The 17,525-nt window shown below is 60.0% G+C and carries 19 protein-coding genes; 7 read left to right on the top strand and 12 right to left on the bottom strand.

Going from position 1 to position 17,525, the window contains the following annotated elements; translation table 11 throughout:
- The first annotated feature begins 71 nt into the window (after positions 1-71).
- Positions 72-713, top strand: coding sequence for a dihydrofolate reductase family protein (locus tag BX591_RS31225; protein WP_111935175.1), 642 nt, complete (start codon positions 72-74; stop codon positions 711-713).
- A 104-nt stretch (positions 714-817) separates the two neighbouring features.
- Here the strand turns inward: BX591_RS31225 and BX591_RS31220 are convergent, their stop codons facing one another.
- The 6 genes from BX591_RS31220 to BX591_RS31195 all read right to left on the bottom strand — a co-directional run bounded on the left by BX591_RS31220 (position 818) and on the right by BX591_RS31195 (position 6,191).
- Positions 818-1,945 carry a pyridoxal-phosphate-dependent aminotransferase family protein gene (locus BX591_RS31220; RefSeq protein WP_111935174.1) on the bottom strand — a complete coding sequence of 376 codons (1,128 nt, stop codon included), beginning with the start codon at positions 1,943-1,945 and terminating at the stop codon, positions 818-820.
- 136 nt (positions 1,946-2,081) lie between these two features.
- A complete protein-coding gene (locus BX591_RS31215) occupies positions 2,082-2,579 on the bottom strand; it encodes a 2-thiouracil desulfurase family protein (RefSeq protein WP_111935173.1) in 498 nt (165 codons plus the stop codon).
- Between the two features lie 9 nt (positions 2,580-2,588).
- Positions 2,589-3,662: a MerR family transcriptional regulator gene (locus tag BX591_RS31210; RefSeq protein WP_111935172.1), complete on the bottom strand. Its 1,074-nt coding sequence runs from the start codon at positions 3,660-3,662 to the stop codon at positions 2,589-2,591.
- Positions 3,663-3,780: 118 nt separating this feature from the next.
- Complete coding sequence (locus tag BX591_RS31205; RefSeq protein ID WP_111935171.1) at positions 3,781-4,521, bottom strand: CPBP family intramembrane glutamic endopeptidase; 741 nt, start codon at positions 4,519-4,521, stop codon at positions 3,781-3,783.
- Positions 4,522-4,557: 36 nt separating this feature from the next.
- Positions 4,558-5,109 (bottom strand): TetR/AcrR family transcriptional regulator, encoded by a 552-nt coding sequence (locus tag BX591_RS31200; protein ID WP_111935170.1) that lies wholly within the window; start codon positions 5,107-5,109, stop codon positions 4,558-4,560.
- A 197-nt stretch (positions 5,110-5,306) separates the two neighbouring features.
- Positions 5,307-6,191, bottom strand: a complete 885-nt coding sequence (locus BX591_RS31195) for a LysR family transcriptional regulator (protein WP_176343086.1) — start codon at positions 6,189-6,191, stop codon at positions 5,307-5,309.
- A 78-nt stretch (positions 6,192-6,269) separates the two neighbouring features.
- Between BX591_RS31195 and BX591_RS31190 the strand changes: the two genes are divergently transcribed.
- Positions 6,270-7,571 (top strand): aspartate aminotransferase family protein, encoded by a 1,302-nt coding sequence (locus BX591_RS31190; RefSeq protein WP_111935168.1) that lies wholly within the window; start codon positions 6,270-6,272, stop codon positions 7,569-7,571.
- 23 nt (positions 7,572-7,594) lie between these two features.
- Here BX591_RS31190 and BX591_RS31185 read toward each other — a convergent pair whose 3' ends face one another.
- The gene (locus BX591_RS31185) at positions 7,595-8,122 is read right to left on the bottom strand and encodes a hypothetical protein (protein ID WP_244147012.1); all 528 of its coding nucleotides are present in this window, start codon (positions 8,120-8,122) and stop codon (positions 7,595-7,597) included.
- A 445-nt stretch (positions 8,123-8,567) separates the two neighbouring features.
- Between BX591_RS31185 and BX591_RS31180 the strand changes: the two genes are divergently transcribed.
- Complete coding sequence (locus BX591_RS31180; RefSeq protein WP_244147011.1) at positions 8,568-9,623, top strand: helix-turn-helix domain-containing protein; 1,056 nt, start codon at positions 8,568-8,570, stop codon at positions 9,621-9,623.
- Positions 9,624-9,654: 31 nt separating this feature from the next.
- Here the strand turns inward: BX591_RS31180 and BX591_RS31175 are convergent, their stop codons facing one another.
- A complete protein-coding gene (locus BX591_RS31175; RefSeq protein WP_111935166.1) occupies positions 9,655-9,978 on the bottom strand; it encodes a hypothetical protein in 324 nt (107 codons plus the stop codon).
- 213 nt (positions 9,979-10,191) lie between these two features.
- Here BX591_RS31175 and BX591_RS31170 point away from each other — a divergent pair, with 213 nt between their 5' ends.
- Positions 10,192-10,410, top strand: coding sequence for a hypothetical protein (locus BX591_RS31170; RefSeq protein ID WP_111935165.1), 219 nt, complete (start codon positions 10,192-10,194; stop codon positions 10,408-10,410).
- A gap of 149 nt (positions 10,411-10,559) precedes the next feature.
- On the opposite strand, the gene gstA is transcribed toward BX591_RS31170, so the two are convergent.
- A complete protein-coding gene (gene gstA, locus BX591_RS31165) occupies positions 10,560-11,195 on the bottom strand; it encodes a glutathione transferase GstA (protein WP_111935164.1) in 636 nt (211 codons plus the stop codon).
- Between the two features lie 141 nt (positions 11,196-11,336).
- Here gstA and BX591_RS31160 point away from each other — a divergent pair, with 141 nt between their 5' ends.
- On the top strand, positions 11,337-11,666 hold the full coding sequence (locus BX591_RS31160) for a winged helix-turn-helix transcriptional regulator (protein WP_111935163.1): 330 nt from the start codon (positions 11,337-11,339) through the stop codon (positions 11,664-11,666).
- A gap of 235 nt (positions 11,667-11,901) precedes the next feature.
- Complete coding sequence (locus BX591_RS31155; RefSeq protein ID WP_111935162.1) at positions 11,902-12,348, top strand: hypothetical protein; 447 nt, start codon at positions 11,902-11,904, stop codon at positions 12,346-12,348.
- Positions 12,349-12,395: 47 nt separating this feature from the next.
- Here the strand turns inward: BX591_RS31155 and BX591_RS31150 are convergent, their stop codons facing one another.
- The 3 genes from BX591_RS31150 to BX591_RS31140 all read right to left on the bottom strand — a co-directional run bounded on the left by BX591_RS31150 (position 12,396) and on the right by BX591_RS31140 (position 16,259).
- Complete coding sequence (locus BX591_RS31150) at positions 12,396-13,544, bottom strand: substrate-binding domain-containing protein (RefSeq protein WP_111935161.1); 1,149 nt, start codon at positions 13,542-13,544, stop codon at positions 12,396-12,398.
- Between the two features lie 97 nt (positions 13,545-13,641).
- Positions 13,642-14,643 carry an ABC transporter permease gene (locus BX591_RS31145; RefSeq protein WP_111935160.1) on the bottom strand — a complete coding sequence of 334 codons (1,002 nt, stop codon included), beginning with the start codon at positions 14,641-14,643 and terminating at the stop codon, positions 13,642-13,644.
- The gene (locus tag BX591_RS31140) at positions 14,640-16,259 is read right to left on the bottom strand and encodes a sugar ABC transporter ATP-binding protein (RefSeq protein ID WP_111935159.1); all 1,620 of its coding nucleotides are present in this window, start codon (positions 16,257-16,259) and stop codon (positions 14,640-14,642) included. The genes BX591_RS31145 and BX591_RS31140 overlap by 4 nt, the downstream gene beginning before the upstream one ends.
- A gap of 252 nt (positions 16,260-16,511) precedes the next feature.
- On the opposite strand from BX591_RS31140, the gene deoC reads away from it, so the two are divergent.
- The gene (gene deoC / locus BX591_RS31135; RefSeq protein ID WP_111935158.1) at positions 16,512-17,522 is read left to right on the top strand and encodes a deoxyribose-phosphate aldolase; all 1,011 of its coding nucleotides are present in this window, start codon (positions 16,512-16,514) and stop codon (positions 17,520-17,522) included.
- The last annotated feature ends 3 nt before the right edge of the window (positions 17,523-17,525 follow it).

The following is a 17,525-nucleotide window of genomic DNA, read 5'->3' as shown; positions in this document are numbered from 1 at the left end:
GTCGTATGAACGAGAGCCAACTATCATCTGGCTTCACAGCCTCATTACTTAAAACGCCGACGGAGATGTGAATGACTAAGGTAAGAGTTGCCGGGTTCAGTGTCTCGCTTGACGGTTTTGGTGCGGGAACCGCTCAAAGCCTGGATCGACCGCTTGGTGAGCGAGGCGAGGAGATCTTTCAATGGTTTTTCCCGACGCGGACGTTTCTTCAGATGCTGGGCAAAGAAGGCGGTGACGCCGGACTCGATGACACATTCGCGCAACGGGCAATGGACGGCTTCGGTGCCTTTATTCTCGGTCGCAATATGTTCGGTCCGATTCGTGGGGAATGGCCGGACGATCAATGGAAAGGCTGGTGGGGTGACAATCCGCCGTACCACGCGCCGACCTTCGTACTCACGCATCATCCACGGCCGTCGATTGAGATGCTAGGCGGAACGACATTTCATTTTGTTTCCGGCGGCATTGAAGAAGCGCTAGAAAAGGCGCGCGCAGCGGCGGGCGGAAAAGACGTCAAGATTGGCGGCGGTGTCGAGACGGTGAGGCAATACGTTCAGGCCGGCTACGTGGATGAAATTCATCTCGCCCTTTCGCCGGTTGCGCTTGGACAGGGCGAATCGCTCTTTAGCGGTCTGGATCTCCGCGCGCTGGGATATCGGACCGTCGAGCATGTCGCGACGGAGCGAGCCATGCACATTGTCCTTGCGAAGTAGCGTTGACGATCCGTGAGAAGTGCGAGTTCGCTGGCTCATGACTCCGTCGGTCAATCGACCAACGGAGTCACGCTCAGCAACCCGCACGTTCTCAGAAAGACGCTTTAAACAAGGGTGTGCAGCGCCTTCGCGAACCTGGCCACCGCACCTTCGACGTCATGCAGTTTGTCCAGGCCGAATAATCCGATGCGGAAGGTTTTGAAATCTTCGGGCTCGTCGCATTGCAGCGGCACGCCCGGCGCGATCTGCAAGCCGGCGTCGGCGAACTTCTTGCCGGATCGTATTCCGTCGTCGTCCGTGTAGCTGACCACGACGCCCGGCGCCTCGAAACCTTCGGCTGCCACGCTGTTGAAACCGTTGTCCGCGAGGAGTGCGCGAATGCGCTTGCCGAGTTCGAGTTGCTCCGCTCTCACTTTGTCGAAGCCATATGCCTCGGTCTCCTTCATGACGTCACGCAACGTCGCCAGGCCGTCCGTGGGCATGGTTGCGTGATACGCGAATCCGCCGTTTTCGTAGGCTTCCATGATCTGCAGCCATTTGCGCAGATCGCAAGCGAAACTGGTGCTGGTCGTTGCGTCGATTTTTTCGCGTGCCAGCGGGCTTAGCATGACCAGCCCGCAGCACGGTGACGCGCTCCAGCCCTTTTGCGGGGCGCTGATCAGTACGTCGACGCCACTCGCTTTCATGTCGACCCAGACCGTGCCGGAGGCAATGCAATCGAGTACAAACATGCCCCCGACGTCATGCACCGCGTCAGCCACCGCACGCAAATAGACATCGGGAAGCATGATCCCGGATGCGGTTTCGACGTGCGGCGCAAACACCAGATCGGGCTTGTTTTCGCGGATGGCCGCGACCACGTCTTCGATTGGCGGCGGTGCGTAGGCAGCCTGTCTCCCTTGTTGGACCGGACGCGCTTTCAGCACGACCGACTCGGACGGAATGCCGCCCATGTCGAAAATCTGCGACCAGCGAAAACTGAACCAGCCATTGCGGATGACCAGACATTTTTTGTTCGTCGCGAACTGCCGGGCAACGGCTTCCATGCCGAACGTCCCGCTGCCCGGGACGACAATGGCCGACTTCGCGTTGTAGACTTTTTTCAGGGAATCGGAAATGTCGCGCATGACTCCTTGAAAGAGTTGCGACATGTGATTGATTGATCGGTCGGTGTACACGACTGAATATTCGAGGAGCCCCTCGCGGTCGACATCGGGAAGTAAGCCTGGCACGTTTGTCTCCGTTTATAGACGAATATAAGGATCGAAAACCGATTCTAGCTAAACCCCCTGCGGCTGAGGCAAAAAGCATTCTGGCAGGGTGGGCGCGTCTTCGTACTATGCTGCAGATCCGCCTGTCACAAGCGATCTATTTCGTATCGCCTGCCGCAATCTCCGCTGCCAACGTATCAATTTGCGACTCGGCGAACACGCGGATGCCATGCTCCCGCAGCAAAGCAACAGTCACGCCGACTGCAGGATGCGTTGCCCCGCTAAAGGCGCCGTCGTAGATGAAGGTGCTGCCACACGAGGGGCTACCGTCCGCCAGCACTGCGTAGCGGCAGTTTTCAGCTTTCGCACGGTCGAGTGCATGGCGAGCGCCCGCAATGAAGAGCGCGGTCACGTCGGCGCCGGTGTTGTCCTCGATCGTCGCGGTACTTGCCAGCACATCCACGCCGGTGCGGCGCAGTTGAATTTCCGCCGGCGGGCGCGGGGTCGGAAAGCCGGCGGCCACTTCGGGGCAAACGGTGACGAGGCGGCCCTCGTCGCGCCAGCGGGCCAGCCACGCGTCGCGCGAGAGTTTGGCCTTGCCGTTGTAGCGCACGGGGTGGCCGACGAGGCAGGCGCTGATCAGGATCTTCAACATACGCGGTGGTTATGGGTCTCGTAGAGCGCGGGCCTGGGGTTTGCAGATTGTAGCCTCGCCGGCAGTTGCTTCAGGCCGCCGCGCAATCCGCGCCCGCACTTCAGGCGTTGCCAGGCAAGTCGCAACCGCCTCATACCCCGGCGCGCCGGGATACGGTGCCACGCGAACCGGCGCACTGTGATTCGCGGGACAAAGAATGATGGCGTCGTCCGGCCCGACCGCTGCCAGATCCAGAATTGCCGACGAGCGGGTCATCAGGAAGAGAGGACGCATGCCGGCACTCGCACGGAGGCGAAGAAACGTGATCAACGCTTCCTGTGTGGCCGCGTCGAGGTCCTGTTCGATCATATCGACGACCAGTGCAGCGGGGCCGTCTGCTTCCAGCTCCGCGAGCAAGGTTGTCAAAGCGCGCGATTCAGTTGCGCCCTCATCGATCAGCCAGTCCATGGCCTGATCGACGCGCGACTTTAAAGAAGCATCGCCGTTTAGCAGGTCGAGCGCCGCGACGCCGTTATTCCGCCGCCGATCCAATCCAAGGAATACCGCACCTGGCAAAGTTTCCGCGAGACGAAGCGCCAGCCGGGTCTTACCGCTGCCCAGGGAACCGATGATGTAGTTAAGCGGGCGAATGTCGCGTAGCTCGAAACGTTCGCCGCCCCAAGGCCACGGAAGCGCGAATTCCACGCTCATCCTCGCTCGATCGACGAGTCGCGTCAGTTCCCCATCAACCGGCATCTGACCGCGCGCGAGATCGGCGCGGACGCACCGGATTCTGTCCAGCTTCTGAACAAGATCCTGAAGTTCCTCATTCAGTGCGCTTTCATGCGTCGCTAACGCCGTCGCCAGACTTCGAGAATCGCCGTCCAGCACTCGCGCGACCTGGGCAAGACTGAGGCCTAGCGCACGCAGCGCCACAATTTCGCCCGCTCGATCCATTTGTTTGGGACCGTACACCCGATATCCGGCTGCCGTGCGACCCGGCGTGACCAATCCTTGTTGCTCATATAACCGCAACGCCTTGATCGACACACCAAGCTGACTGGCGGCTTCTGATGCATTCAAAAACGGGGCGGAAGGGCTCATTCAGTCACCTCATTCTGTTGAACAGTTGCGGTAAGCATGAGGGTGGCCCTTGGGGCCGGGTCAACGAATTCCAGAATGCTGCGGTGTTTTACGCGTGAAGCGATAGGGCACCTCGCCGTTACGACACGATCCCAAAACCCGCCAAAATATCCCACGCTACATGCATCAGAATCCCCGCGCGGATATTGCCGCGCCAAGCCGCGAGTATTCCCAAGACAAGGCCATTGAGCACGATGCTGAGAACCGAAACGATGCCTTCATATCCGTGCCCGATCCCGAACAGAATCGCCTGGCCCAGGATGGCGATACCCAGCCTACCGGTGATGGCGGTAAGTTGACGTTGCAGATATCCGCGAAACACGATTTCTTCGCACACACCGGCGCTCAGTGAAAGGCATACCCACAACGTGACGGCGAGCAGGCCGACCGGCACTGCCGGCAGTACCGCATTGGCGGGTTGCGCCCCATGTTGCAGCAAGCCGACTAGGCCCGCATTGCAGAAATAGTCGATAGCGAAGACCAAGGTCGCGTACGCGACGTCTTTTCCGAACTCTTTGAACGTCAACGTATGGCGGCCGAAGAACTCGACAATAGACCGCCGATACTTGCGCATGCCTTTGTAAACGAAACGAACCCACAGCCACTCCATGCCAATCACGAACGCATAAAACAGGTTCAACTGCGTCGGCGTAGAGGGCGAGTCGGTTGTCGAGTTGTGCATGCCGTTAAGAGCGCTGATCGCGGTCAGGAACAGGCAGACAACCATGAAATGAAGCGTGTGTCTTTGTGATGCCAATAGAGCGCGTGGGGCGTCCGCCTGATTCGCGGTATCCAGATCCGGGCTCGCAAGATTCTTCATGAGATCACTCTCTTCGTAGCGTTGGGGTTGGGCAAGTCAGGGTTTTGATTTGCGATGGGCATTGCCTGACATTGAACCGAACACCTCCAGCGCTGCACTGGTGCGACTCAGGTCGCCGGTGCTCAGGAATTCAAGCATCAAGCCATCGATCACGGCGACATACAGCGTGGCCGTGGCACGCCGCTGCGGCGACGGCGGTAGCGTGCTTTCGACAAAGCTCAACCAGTTCGAACTGTTGTCATCCATGAAAGGTGCGTAGACGGCTGGATTCTGCATGGCCAGAACCTGCACTTCGTACAGCAGGCGCACGTAAGGGACGTTGTCCGGATGTGTGGACCACTGCCAGAAAATCTTCAAGCCGCCTTGCCCGCCTGCGTCGCGCATCAAAGCGCTAAAAGACTGTTGCGCACGCTGCCGCACTTCGCTCATGACTTCGGCAATGAGACCGTCTTTGGAACCAAAATGAAAGATCAGGAGCCGTGCGCTGGTTCCGATCTGCTCGGCCAACGGCCGTAGCGAAAGATCGGCGATGCCATGTTCAAGGAAATAGGCCAGCGCCTTGTCGCGAAGCATGTCTTTTCTGTTCATGAAACGAACGTTACATGAAACACTCGTTACACTCAAGAAAAATTGACGACTTCTTTAGGCATCGCCTTGGCAGGTGAAATGCTGGCGCGGACCTTGGTCGGCAATATGTTTGCGCAGAGCACGTAGACCGTAATCGGCCGAGGTGCGCGCAGCGCTTTGACGCTCAAGGAGCGTCGTTGTCTTGCGCAACGCCCAGTTCAAAGCAACGGCAACGTCGCGCGAATATGCTCCGCAAACGCGGTACTCAAATGCGAGGGCCGATCCCGCTCGAACTTCAGCGTAATGCCGATAGCCGGCAAAGCAGGCAACTGCGGATCGTCGCTGATGATGCAGAGATCCGAAGCAACCGCCGTCTGCGTAATCACCGCGAAAGCCTGCCCTGAGCGTACCAAAGCCGTGAGTCCGGCGAGACTGCTACTCGCATAGGCAATGCGATAACGCCGCCCCACACGCCGCAGCGCCTCGCATGCCGCCACGTGATCGAGCGTATCCGGATCCGAAAGCGCCAATGGCAGCGGATCGAAGTGCGCGGAGTCCATTCCCGCACTGCCGACCCAAACTAGCGGCTCGCGGCGAATGATGTTCGCATTGGTCGTGTCGTCCGGTAGTGAGATCATCGCCAGATCCAGCGCATGCATCTCCAGTTGTTCGAGCAAGCGTGGCGTCGGCGCGCAAATAACTTCCACCAACGCCTGCGGATGCTGACTGGAAAACTGCCGCAACAATGGCGGCAAAAAAACGGCCGCATAGTCGTCCGGACACCCAAACCGGATCGTCCCAGACAAGCCCTTTCCAGAAAGATCCGCCATGGCCTCATCGTGCAGCCGCAGAATGCGCTGAGCGTGGGCCAGCAACCGTTCACCTGGATTCGTCAGCACGACCCCGCGACCCGTGCGCTGGAACAGCGGCTGATCGACGATTTCTTCGAGGCGCTTCATCTGCTGACTCAGTGCCGACTGGGTCCGGCCGATCCGGTTGGCCGCACGACTCAGCGCCCGCACTTCGGCAATCACCACAAACGAGCGCAGCAAATCGATTTCAAGTGAAAGACTCAAGATATTAGACTCGCTTCTAGCTTCCATTAGAACTATTCGTTTCTATGAAACCAGAGAGCCCTCTAGACTGCAAGCTATTCCCGCTAACGCGCAAGGAGAAGCACCGTGTCCCGCAACGACGACGCAACGTTCTGGCGCAACGCCAGGCAGCACCTGATCCGCTACGGCGGCACCTTCGAGCCGTTGATCATCGAGCGCGCTCAGGGCAGCTTTGTTTATGACGCCGACGGCCGCGCGATTCTCGACTTCACCTCGGGGCAAATGAGCGCGGTGCTTGGGCACAGTCATCCGGATATCGTGTCGGTCATCAACGAATATGCCGGCAAGCTCGACCACCTGTTCAGCGGCATGCTGTCTCGCCCAGTGGTCGATCTGGCCACGCGTCTCGCCGACATCACGCCCGCCGGACTCGACCGTGCACTGTTGCTCAGCACCGGCGCGGAGTCGAACGAGGCCGCCATTCGCATGGCGAAACTGGTGACCGGCAAATATGAAATTGTCGGCTTCGCGCAATCGTGGCACGGCATGACGGGGAACGCCGCGTCCGCAACCTACAGCGCGGGTCGTAAGGGCGTCGGTCCCGCAGCGGTCGGCTCTTACGCGATTCCCGCGCCGTTTCCGTACCGGCCGCGTTTCGAGCGACATGGTGAATACGATTACCTCGCGGAATTGGACTACGCGTTCGATCTTATCGATCGTCAATCCAGCGGCAATCTCGCGGCCTTTATTGCGGAGCCGATTCTTAGCTCCGGCGGGATCATCGAATTGCCGGAAGGCTACATGGCCGCGTTGAAACGCAAGTGCGAGGAGCGCGGCATGCTGCTGATCCTCGACGAAGCGCAAACGGGAGTGGGGCGTACGGGCACGATGTTCGCCTGTCAGCGCGACGGCGTCACGCCCGACATTCTCACGCTATCCAAGACGTTGGGCGCCGGTCTGCCGCTCGCGGCCGTCGTGACCTCCGCGCAGATCGAAGAGCGCGCTCACGAACTGGGGTACCTGTTCTATACGACGCATGTGTCCGATCCGCTGCCCGCAGCTGTCGGTTTGCGGGTGCTGGATGTCGTCGAGCGCGATGGGTTGGTGGAACGTGCAAACGTGATGGGTGAGCGACTCAAACGCGGCTTGCTGGATCTGATGGAAAGCTTCGAGTGCATCGGCGACATTCGCGGTCGAGGATTGCTACTGGGAATGGAAATCGTCAAGGACCGTCGCACGAAGGAGCCGGCGGATGGACTCGGCGCGAAGATCACCCGCGAGTGTATGAACCTGGGCCTCAGCATGAACATCGTGCAATTGCCGGGGATGGGCGGCGTGTTTCGAATCGCGCCGCCGTTGACTGTTCATGAAGAAGAGATCGACCTGGGGCTGGCGTTGCTGCGGCAGGCCATCGAGCGCTCTCTCTGACCTGCCGCCCCTGTGGCCGCGTTCTAGTTATGCGGCCACAGATAACAGTATTGCTGACTGTCTTCGAAACTGGGACCCACGGTGCCGTCCGCGGCGATCTCTTTCAACCAGCCATTCGGATCTTGCGAGGTGGGCGTGTCGCCGCAATTGGTGTGGACCCAATGAATCCCTCCCTGAAAAGGAAGGCCGCATAGTTCGAGTCGGTCGCCCACCGCAATGGTGTTCAATGGCGGCGGCACCACGGCTGCATCCTGCTGATAACCCGAGGCGAAGACGTTGTCGATGGCGACGTCGTAATCCGCGCCGTCCGCGTCGCCTTTCAGCGTTAAATGCGTGTGGGACAGCTCGACGCCTTTGCGGAACATGCCGTGTTTGAAGGTGGGCGCCGATACAACCTGACCGACAAGCAGCGTTCCCGCATTAGCGGCGCATTGCTGCGCGTCGTCGGCGAATGCACTTGTGGAGAGCAAGGCAAGCACGAAACAAAGACTGGCCGACGACGGGATGCGTCGTCGGATACTGCGGCCTTCGTGATAGTTTAAAGACGACATGGCGGAAGCTCCCTCAGTGTTTTGATTTGATCAGGCAGCCCGTCCAGCAGAACAATCCATGCGAAAGGAATTGTCTGCCGGCCGGCTCGCTGAATACGCATATCTTCGTCACCGAAACGCCGCGGCAGTCTAGCAGCATCGTGCGTGAAAATTATGCGCGGCGGCGGTCAAATAACGTCATGCGAGGCGATGCCCTGATTCCGCGCGTCGCATGGCTCGCATCGCCCGATAGCGTCGGTAGCCCGGACACGCTATGCTTTCTGGCCATCTCCCAAGTGCGCGGAGGTGGCCTTCCGACCCGGCAGGCAAACGCGCCCGCTCAGGTGGAACGCAACTGGATCCAACCAGCAGTGCGCACCAACGAGCCCGCGATTCGTCGCCCGCCTGTATGCCATTGAGCCACCTCCTGTTAGCGGCCGAGCCGCCCCAGCTTGCGCCGGGAATCGTGCACAGCAATTTCAGCGTGCAGGGCGACGCCCGTCATAGCTTCCTCGCGTGGCAGGAACGCATGAGCCCGGTGTACGATATTCAGCCCGCCTCGAAGCACGCCGACGAAACGTTCGACGCGGCGATGTCCCGCTACTCGATCGACGACCTCAGTTTTTTCCACTTCCGCACCGGCCCGAATCTGGCCGTGCGCTCCCTGGGACGCGTGTCGACGGAGAATATCCGCGACGTTTCATTTAGCGTATTTCTGGAAGGCAGGCCCGGTGAATTCGTGAGCAACAGGCAAGGGCGCGACGCACCGCCCATCGCTTCCGTGCCGACCATTCTCGCGCTGGATATGGATCAGCCGTGCGCCGTGCGGAGCTTTCATGGCCGCATATTATTGTTCTTCGTGCCGCGCGCGCTGATCGAAAGCGCCTTCCCCGACGCCGCGTCGCTGCATGGTCGCCGGATCCAGGCGACAACACCGCTCACCCGTACGCTGATAGCGCATCTGATTGCGCTCAATCAGCAGATCGTCGGCCTGAGCAAAGAAGACGCGCGACGTTCCTTTCTCACGGCGGTCGAATTGCTGGCCGCAGCATTTAGCCGCCAGGCGGGTCTATCCGGCAACGCGCGCGCGGCGGTGCGCGCCGCAGTGTACGGACAGGTGCGGCGCTATGTCGAGGCGCATCTGCACGACCCGGATTTGTCAGCGGAGCGCGTATTGGCGTCGCTGCATGTGTCGCGTGCCAGCGTGTACCGCCTGTTCGAGCATGAAGGCGGACTGGCCACTTATATCGCCAATCGCAGGCTGCGAATGGCGGCCGATGAACTGGTGCGCTTTCCCCATCTCGAAGTGCAGGACATCGCGGCGGGACTCGGCTTCAACAGCGCATCGAGTTTCAATCGCGCGTTTCGTCGCGCGTTCGATATCGCCCCGCGCGATTTGCACGGTTATGCGCCCTTACTCCAACGCGAAAGGGAAGGGGCGGCGCGTCATACGAGTTGGCCGACCACCAGCCAGGCGGTACACGCTACACATGTAGCACACGCGGCGCACGTTCACGCGTAAGCTGAACGTTCGACGCTTGCCGTGGCGGTGCTTAAATCGTGGTTCGCGGGATCGATCGCTGCGTCGAGTGGCTATCGCTTCTGCCCGGCACGATGAAATCCGTTGCCTGCAGCGCCACCGTGTCCGAACCGGCAACTGAACGTTTGATGCCGGCTCGCGCCAGAATGCGCTTCAAGAATGTGTAGAAGAGTTCGAGTTGTCTTGCGTCCGTGGCTTTCGGCTCGAGATCGAACACATGCTCGAGCACGCGGCGCGATACGTAGAAACGTTGCAGTCCGTGGACAACACGAACCTGGAAGACGACGCCGTCGCTGTTGTGCGGCACCGCTGCCCAAATGAGTGAATGACTACTCATGGAGCCCCCGTGGATCACAATCTTAAGTTCTGAAGCTGTGAATCCATACTCGCACATCCAAATCGGCAGGCAGTATTTTTCAAAATTGTGACACCCCAAGATTTGACATTTTTACCACAGTTTTTTATTGCAATGCAGCAAACAACCTATAGACTCAACGAGGAGCGTCCGCGTTGGTGCGCTCGCAGTTTTGCAACGACGGGAGAATGCGCCATGACGACGCTTCAGTCTTCACCCACTCCGACCGTCCCTGTACTGCATGTCTTCGAACAAGCTGGTGGCTGGCATTGGGGCATCACGATTCCGCGAGGTCTGGGAAGCGGATTTAAAGTGATCGCGTTCAGTGAGCGTACTTTTCCGCGTGAAGACGCTGCACGCAACGACGGGAGTCAGGTGCTCGCCAGCCTTGAAGGCGCGGCGGTTCACAACTGACTCATCGACCTCGATCTATGTTTCGAGCCAGTGGATGGCTAGTTGTCGAAGGGCGAGGCGCGGACCTTGCATCACGATGATCGGCAAATTCGTCAGGAAGAACGCGACAGGGCGCATGCGGAGCGTCGCTTCGATGGCGACGCCTTCCGTCACTCGTTCGACAAACCCTCGTCGCGTAAAACCTGCTGTACAGCGGGTCGATTCCGCACGCGCTCGTACCAGGCTTGCAGATGCACGAGCGGGGTGAAATCGATGTCCGCGTTGTACACCGATTTCATCCATGCGGCCTTGCCCCAGCCGGTCAGCGCGAATAGATAGGCGTCGGCGATCGTGAACACTTCGCCCATCAGAAACGGCTTGTTCGACAGTTGTTTGTCGAGCCATGCAAAGCGGCTTTCGAGCTTGGGTTTCGCGGTCTCGACATACTTGCCCGCCGCAACGGCGTAGAGCAACGGAATAAAGCCTTTGTGGATTTCCGACGTCAGAAAGTTGAGCCACTCCAGAAGCCGGTATCGCTCCATGGTGCCGTGGCTCGGTGCCAAACCGCATGCCGGGCGTTGATCGGCCAGGTATTGCGCAATCACCGGCCCTTCCCGCAGGTAGCTGCCGTCGTCCAGCTGGAGAAGCGGCACATAGCCCAGTTCGTTCACGTCGTAATAGTCGGCGCCGCCCTCGATCAGATGCTTGCGCGCATCGACCCTGATCATTTCCGCGTGGAGTCCCGTTTCCTGAATGACGATATGAATCGCTTGCGAGCAACTGCCGGGTGCGTGATAGAGCTTCATCGAATTTTCTCTTCCAGATAGGTGGCGTGTTCCGCGCGCTGTCGCGGCAACGCGGCTAATATCCGGCAAGCGGGATAAAAAAGAAAGAAGGCAGAATAGTGTGGTGAAGGTACAAAAAATATACTTACCAAGGACAGGCGAATGAAGAGCAGTGCAACCGGATGTTCGGTCGAGGAAGCCATGCGTCTGCTGGGCGGACGTTGGCGCTTGTTGCTGGTTTCGTATCTTCTGGACGGACCGAAACGCTTCAACGATTTGCGTAGAGACGTGCCGGGCATTTCGCAACGCATGCTGACTCTGGATCTGCGCGCGCTTGAAGAAGCCGGTCTCGTACTGCGTACGGTATTTGCTGAAGTGCCGGTGAAGGTCGAGTATCAACTCACCGAAGACGGCGAACGTCTAAGGCCCGTCGTGGAGGTGATGCGGAACTTCGGTCTCTGGCTCAAGGCGCGGTCTGCGTTGCTGGTTTGACGCGCTCGGCGGCTGTTCGGGCGCCGGTTTTGTTGGACTCTCTCGCAGCGAAAATTTAAAACGGACGTTCTTTTGGCGGCACGGAGACGGTCTGGCAAGCGTGCGAGGTCTCGCGCCGCGCGTTAAAACACGCACCGACCGAGTGCGCCATGTCGCCGGCATTGATTGCCAGCGCACGAACGATCGGCGCCAAACATGGCACAGTGAGGCATGAGCGACCCATCGGGGCATTACGATGAAATCGTCCGTTTTCAATACACTGGCGGCCATTGCGTCGATAGGGGTCACTTTTGCTCCGCTACCGTGCTACGCCGACGAACTCGATCGGCAAATGGACTGCACATCGAGTCCGCATGAGTTCATCGGCGCGCTTCTGGACAACCAGTCCATCGAGCCGAAACCCATGCGTATCGAGGCCAACTCGGTCAACTCGTTTCGCCCGACGCGTGGCACCAAATTGAGCGCGTTCGGCTTTCACGTCTATGCGGTATTCGGCTACGAGCAGGACGAGCCGATGTTCAAACGGGGAAGCGGTCAACCCGTCAAACCCTCCACCTACGGCGTGGTGGTGACCGCGCCCGCCGCATCGGTCGAAGCGAGCGTGCGCCGTGCGGGAAGCGAGGCGACCGTTCATGAGGTCATTCCGTTTCTTCTCACGGCCGTCTATTGCAACGGGCATTGAGGTACCGACCCGTCGTGAACGACGAGCCCTCCCCCAATTAACCCAACTCAACCGCAAGCCGGCTTCGCCTTCTTGCAGGCATCCGCCAACTGCGGCGGCGGATCCTTCTTGAACACCGTTTTATAAGATTCAAGCACGTTCGACTGCACCACCGGCAACGACTGCACGCCGATCCACGCAGGCGGCGTCTGTCCGATCAGTGCTTTCATCATCGCCATAGCTTCGGCAACGCCCTGGTCATAAGGACGTTGCGAGCCCGTCGCCTTGAGCGGTCCGCCCTTGGCAATCTCGATCGCGGATTGCAGACCCAGATCGACGGTGGTCACGGGAATATTCACCCCCTGCGCGCGCATCGAGGTCAGCGTGTCGAGCGCGGGCTGATCCCAAACGGCGAACAAACCCTTCACGTCCGGATTTCCCGTCAGAAAGTCGCCCGCGATCTGACCGACCTTCGACGGATCGGTGAAGTCGACCTGCTTGATCTTGAGGTCCGGACGGTTTTTCTTCATCCAGTCGTTGACGGCCTTGGTGCGTTCTTTCGTGCTGAAGTAGTCCACCCCGAAATTGACGAGGCCGATAGTCGATCCTTTCGGCACGCACGAGGCCAGCACCTTCGCCGCGATCTGGCCATTGCCTTCGCTGTCCGCTGAAATCATCGACGCGTATTGCTCCGGATGCTTCAAGCCGGTCGGCACATTGTCCATGAATACGAGCTTGATACCGGCTTCGGACACCTTCTTGTAGGTAGCGGCCGTCGCGGTGCCGTCGACCGGAATGGAAATGATCCCGTCCGGATGGCGCTGAATCGTGTTCTCGATATCGGCGATCTGCTTGTCGACCTGGTATTCGGCGGATGCCGTGCCGATCACTTCGACGCCGTATTTCTTCAGCGTGTCGGTAATCCCTTGCACCTGCAATTGCGACCAGTCGAGGTTCATGGTCTGCATCGAAATGCCGACCTTGAATTTTCCCGCTTTGATCTTGGCGACGTCGGCGGCGTTCAGTTGCACGGCCTCCACCGAGGCCGCTTTCTCGCCATTCGGCCCCTGGCCGACAATCGTCTTCGGACCGATCGAACCGACCGGCAGGCTGGTCACGCATTGAGCGTACGCACCCGACGAAACCAGCGTTGCAACGGTGGCCGCTGCAAGGACACCACCTAATACCCTGTTTGAGCCACGACGATGTTGCTTCATGATTCTCCTCCGTTGGTCTTCACGTTTGTATTACGGCTTCACCTGTCTCCTGCCATTCACGAACAACACGCGGGCACCTGTGATCGACGTGCCCTCGTCACTTCCTGGTAAATGCCACCGCCGCGACGATAATCGCCCCCTTGATCACCAGTTGCAGCGACGAACTGACACCGAGCAGCACCAGCCCGTTATTCAGCGTCCCGATGATGAGACTCCCCAGCAGCGTGCCGAGCACGAAGCCGCGGCCGCCGAACAGGCTGCAACCGCCGAGCGTCACGGAGGCGATCACGTCGAGTTCGAGTCCTTGCACCACGTCGGGCCGCGCCGCATGCGAGCGCGCGGACAGCACCAGCGCGGCCAGCCCGGCCAGCATGCCGGTGAGAATGAACGCCAGCGTGGTCACGCGGCGCGTGTTGATGCCGGAGTAAAGCGCGGCTGTCGGATTGCCGCCGGCGGCATAGATCTGCCGCCCGAATACGCTGTAGTGCAGCAGCAGAATGCCGGCGATCACCGCCAGCACGGTCCAGATGATCGGCACCGGCACGCCGGCAATATCGCCTTCGCCGAAGATCGCGATAAACGAGTCGTTGCTGATGATCACCGGATGCGTCGTCGTCACCATCAGCGCGAGACCGCGTGCGGCGCTCAAGGTGCCGAGCGTCACCAGAAACGAGGGGATGTTCAGCCGCGTGGTCAGCACGCCGTTCAACGCGCCGACAAGCGCGCCGGTGCCAATGCCCGCGATCGCGCCAATCATCCAGTTGTCGCCCACATAGGCCATGGCCAATGCGGCGGACATGCCCGACAAAGCGAGCGTGGAACCCACCGACAAATCGATCTGCCGCGCAATGATCACAAACGTCATGCCGATCGCGATGATCGACACGAGCGCGGTCTGCCGGCCGATATTGAGGAAGTTGTCGACGGAGAGAAACCACGGCGACGCGAAACTGAAGACCACCAGCAGAATGGCGAACGCGCCATACAACGCGTAGGGCCGATCGCCTTGCAGGAGAAGTTGCGCGATGCGCCGCGCGCGGCTTTTCTGCGGCAATGCGGTTTGCCGTTCGGCCGTCAGCGGCGAGACAGATTCATTCATGTTGCGTGCGCTCCGGCGGAAGTCCCTGCGTGGGACTCGAAAGAAGGACGGGAAAGTTGAATCAGGTGATGCAACGCTTCGGCGTTGGCGAGTTCGGCGCGTGCAAGGGTCTTGACGATACTGCCGTCCGCGACAATCGAAATCCGGTCGCACAGGCGCAATAACTCATCGAGATCGGACGACACCACGAGCACACCGGTACCTGCCTGCGCTGCGTCGTGCACCACGCCATAGATTTCCTCGCGCGCGCCGACGTCGACGCCGACAGTCGGCTCGTCGAGCAGCAGCAACTTCGGGCGCGGATGATTCCATTTGGCAAAAACCACTTTCTGCTGATTGCCGCCGGACAGAAACTTGACCGGCGTCGACGCGCCTGGCGCCTTGACGGCGAGTTCATTCATCGAGCGTTTCGCCTGCTGCTCCGCTGCTTGACTGCGCAACCATCCCCAGCGGGAAAATTGCGGCAGTCGCGGCAAGGTCAGGTTGCGTTCGATCGAATGTTCCAGCACGAGCCCTTCGAGGTGACGATCTTCCGGCACTAGCGCCACGCCGAGCTGAATCGCGTCGGCGGGTGAGAGGCGGGAACGTGCAAGACCGTCTATTTCGACCGTCCCTGTCTCCACGCTTCTCAGTCCAAAGATGGTCTGCAGGATCTCGGTACGGCCACTGCCGATCAAGCCCGCGAGCCCATGAATCTCGCCGCGTTCAACCACGAGGTCGACGCCGCGAAGCCGGTCGTTGCGCACATTGGAAAGCTTGAGCACCGCAGCGGCGGTAGCGGTAGCAGTCGCAGCAGGCGTGGCAATAGAACCCCCATTGCCAGCAACCCCCGCCTTTGCCTGCAACGCGGCATGCTTCGGACCGACGATCGCCGCGACCAGTTGCTTCATATCGGTCTGCGCGGTTGAGAACATGCCGGCATTCGCGCCATCGCGAAAGACCGTGACGCGCTGGGAAATCCGGAACACCTCGTTCAACCGATGCGTCACGTAGATCACGCCCACGCCGCGATCCGTCACCGCGCGAATCGCGTCGAACAGGATCTGTTCTTCGCCACCCGTCAGCGCGGACGTCGGTTCATCGAGAATCAGCACCCGCACATGACCCATCAACGCCTTGCAGATTTCGGTCATCTGGCGGTACGCGAACGGCAATGCGCCGACCGGCGTCTTGGGATCGAGCGGAATGCCGTGCGAGCGAAGAAATTCGCCGACCTCCGCCATGAGCTGGCGGTTCTTCACAAAGCCGAGTCGCGTGCGAGGCTCGCGCCCCAGCATCAGATTGGCGCCCACCGATAACGATTCGACCAGACTCAGGTCCTGATAGACCACGGCAACCCCCGCCTCGCGCGATCGCGCCGGCGAGTCGAACGCCACCTTCTGCCCATCGATTTCAATGACGCCTTCGTCATAAGCGTGCACGCCGCTGAGGATCTTGATCAGCGTGGATTTGCCCGCGCCGTTCTCGCCGAGCAACGCATGGACCTCGCCGGGCAGCACGTCGAGGTTGACGCCGCGCAGCGCTTGCACGCCGCCAAATCGTTTGGTGACGCCTGCTACACGGATCAATGGAACCTGAGGCGATGACGCGGTCGCGACCGCAACCGGTTCACTCATCTGGCATGTCTCCTTCGTCAATGTCGACGATTTTCTTTTCTTTGTGTCGTGCGCTCGGAAAACTCCGAGTTGTGATGCTCGCACCATGATTTTGGTGCGTCAATAACATTCGTCGCAGGAAAATAGGCCTTCTGACCCGATCGTGTGAAGATTTGTTCGTAAAGCTTGTGATGATTCTATCAATCGTTGTAGCATAAGTGCGAACAAATTGTCAGCGGCCGTTGTGCGCTGCGCCAAATTTCCGGATGTCTTATGCCTGAAGCTCCTTCGTTGTCTTCATCGGTCGTTGCGCTGCGCGGCGGCCCGCTGGTTCATCCCGTGCGCAATCCCGGCATGCCGTTCGACGCGTCGTGGCTGGACGGTTTGCGGGTCAACCAGTCCGCGGTCGAGCGGCGCACGGCGACGCTGGCCACGCGCCGCACGGTCAAGAAAGACGCCCAGGCGGCGTGGTTGTTAAAGGCCGTGACCTGCATCGATCTGACCACGCTCAATGGCGACGACACCGAGGGCCGCGTGCGGCGCCTCTGCGCGAAAGCGCGTCAGCCGGTGCGCGCCGATCTGCTGGAAGCGCTCGGCATCGCCCCGCAGGGCATCACGACGGGCGCGGTCTGCGTCTATCACCGCTTCGTCGCGGCCGCCGTGGATGCGTTGCAAGGCAGCGGCATTCCAGTCGCGGCGGTGTCGACCGGTTTTCCCGCGGGCCTGATTCCTCATCCGCTGAAGCTGAAGGAGATCGAGGCGTCGGTGGCGGACGGCGCGATGGAAATCGACATCGTGGTGACACGCGAATACGTGCTCACCGGCAACTGGCAGGCGCTGTACGACGAAGTGCGCGACTTCCGCGCCGCTTGCGGTCCCGCGCATCTGAAGACGATTCTCGCGACCGGCGACATCAAGACGCTCTCCAACGTGGCGCGCGCGTCGATGGTCTGCATGATGGCCGGCGCCGATTTCATCAAGACGTCGACGGGTAAGGAAGGCGTCAACGCCACGCTCGACGTGTCGCTCGTCATGGTGCGGATGATCCGCGAATACCAGGAGCGCACCGGCGTGCCGATCGGTTTCAAACCGGCGGGCGGCGTGTCGAACGCGAAGACCGTACTTTCGTATCAGATCCTGATGAAGGAAGAGCTGGGCCGCGCCTGGCTCGAACCGGAGCTGTTCCGTATCGGCGCATCGAGCTTGCTCGCCGATATCGAACGCCAGCTCGAACATCACGTGAGCGGCCGTTATTCCGCTTTCAACCGTCACCCCGTAGCCTGAATA

Source organism: Paraburkholderia bryophila, assembly GCF_003269035.1.
Classification (GTDB): Bacteria; Pseudomonadota; Gammaproteobacteria; order Burkholderiales; family Burkholderiaceae; genus Paraburkholderia; species Paraburkholderia bryophila.
The sequence above is the reverse complement of the archived record's forward strand: the minus strand, read 5'-3'. Positions and strand labels throughout refer to the sequence as shown.

What these genes read in the sequence shown, in the direction of transcription:
- BX591_RS31225 (WP_111935175.1), top strand. Translation starts at nt 72, where the DNA reads ATGACTAAGGTAAGAGTTGCCGGGTTCAGTGTCTCGCTTGACGGTTTT.
- BX591_RS31215 (WP_111935173.1), bottom strand. Translation starts at nt 2,579, where the DNA reads ATGTTGAAGATCCTGATCAGCGCCTGCCTCGTCGGCCACCCCGTGCGC.
- BX591_RS31210 (WP_111935172.1), bottom strand. Translation starts at nt 3,662, where the DNA reads ATGAGCCCTTCCGCCCCGTTTTTGAATGCATCAGAAGCCGCCAGTCAG.
- BX591_RS31205 (WP_111935171.1), bottom strand. Translation starts at nt 4,521, where the DNA reads ATGAAGAATCTTGCGAGCCCGGATCTGGATACCGCGAATCAGGCGGAC.
- BX591_RS31200 (WP_111935170.1), bottom strand. Translation starts at nt 5,109, where the DNA reads ATGAACAGAAAAGACATGCTTCGCGACAAGGCGCTGGCCTATTTCCTT.
- BX591_RS31195 (WP_176343086.1), bottom strand. Translation starts at nt 6,191, where the DNA reads ATGGAAGCTAGAAGCGAGTCTAATATCTTGAGTCTTTCACTTGAAATC.
- BX591_RS31185 (WP_244147012.1), bottom strand. Translation starts at nt 8,122, where the DNA reads ATGTCGTCTTTAAACTATCACGAAGGCCGCAGTATCCGACGACGCATC.
- BX591_RS31175 (WP_111935166.1), bottom strand. Translation starts at nt 9,978, where the DNA reads ATGAGTAGTCATTCACTCATTTGGGCAGCGGTGCCGCACAACAGCGAC.
- BX591_RS31170 (WP_111935165.1), top strand. Translation starts at nt 10,192, where the DNA reads ATGACGACGCTTCAGTCTTCACCCACTCCGACCGTCCCTGTACTGCAT.
- gstA (WP_111935164.1), bottom strand. Translation starts at nt 11,195, where the DNA reads ATGAAGCTCTATCACGCACCCGGCAGTTGCTCGCAAGCGATTCATATC.
- BX591_RS31160 (WP_111935163.1), top strand. Translation starts at nt 11,337, where the DNA reads ATGAAGAGCAGTGCAACCGGATGTTCGGTCGAGGAAGCCATGCGTCTG.
- BX591_RS31155 (WP_111935162.1), top strand. Translation starts at nt 11,902, where the DNA reads ATGAAATCGTCCGTTTTCAATACACTGGCGGCCATTGCGTCGATAGGG.
- BX591_RS31150 (WP_111935161.1), bottom strand. Translation starts at nt 13,544, where the DNA reads ATGAAGCAACATCGTCGTGGCTCAAACAGGGTATTAGGTGGTGTCCTT.
- BX591_RS31145 (WP_111935160.1), bottom strand. Translation starts at nt 14,643, where the DNA reads ATGAATGAATCTGTCTCGCCGCTGACGGCCGAACGGCAAACCGCATTG.
- BX591_RS31140 (WP_111935159.1), bottom strand. Translation starts at nt 16,259, where the DNA reads ATGAGTGAACCGGTTGCGGTCGCGACCGCGTCATCGCCTCAGGTTCCA.
- deoC (WP_111935158.1), top strand. Translation starts at nt 16,512, where the DNA reads ATGCCTGAAGCTCCTTCGTTGTCTTCATCGGTCGTTGCGCTGCGCGGC.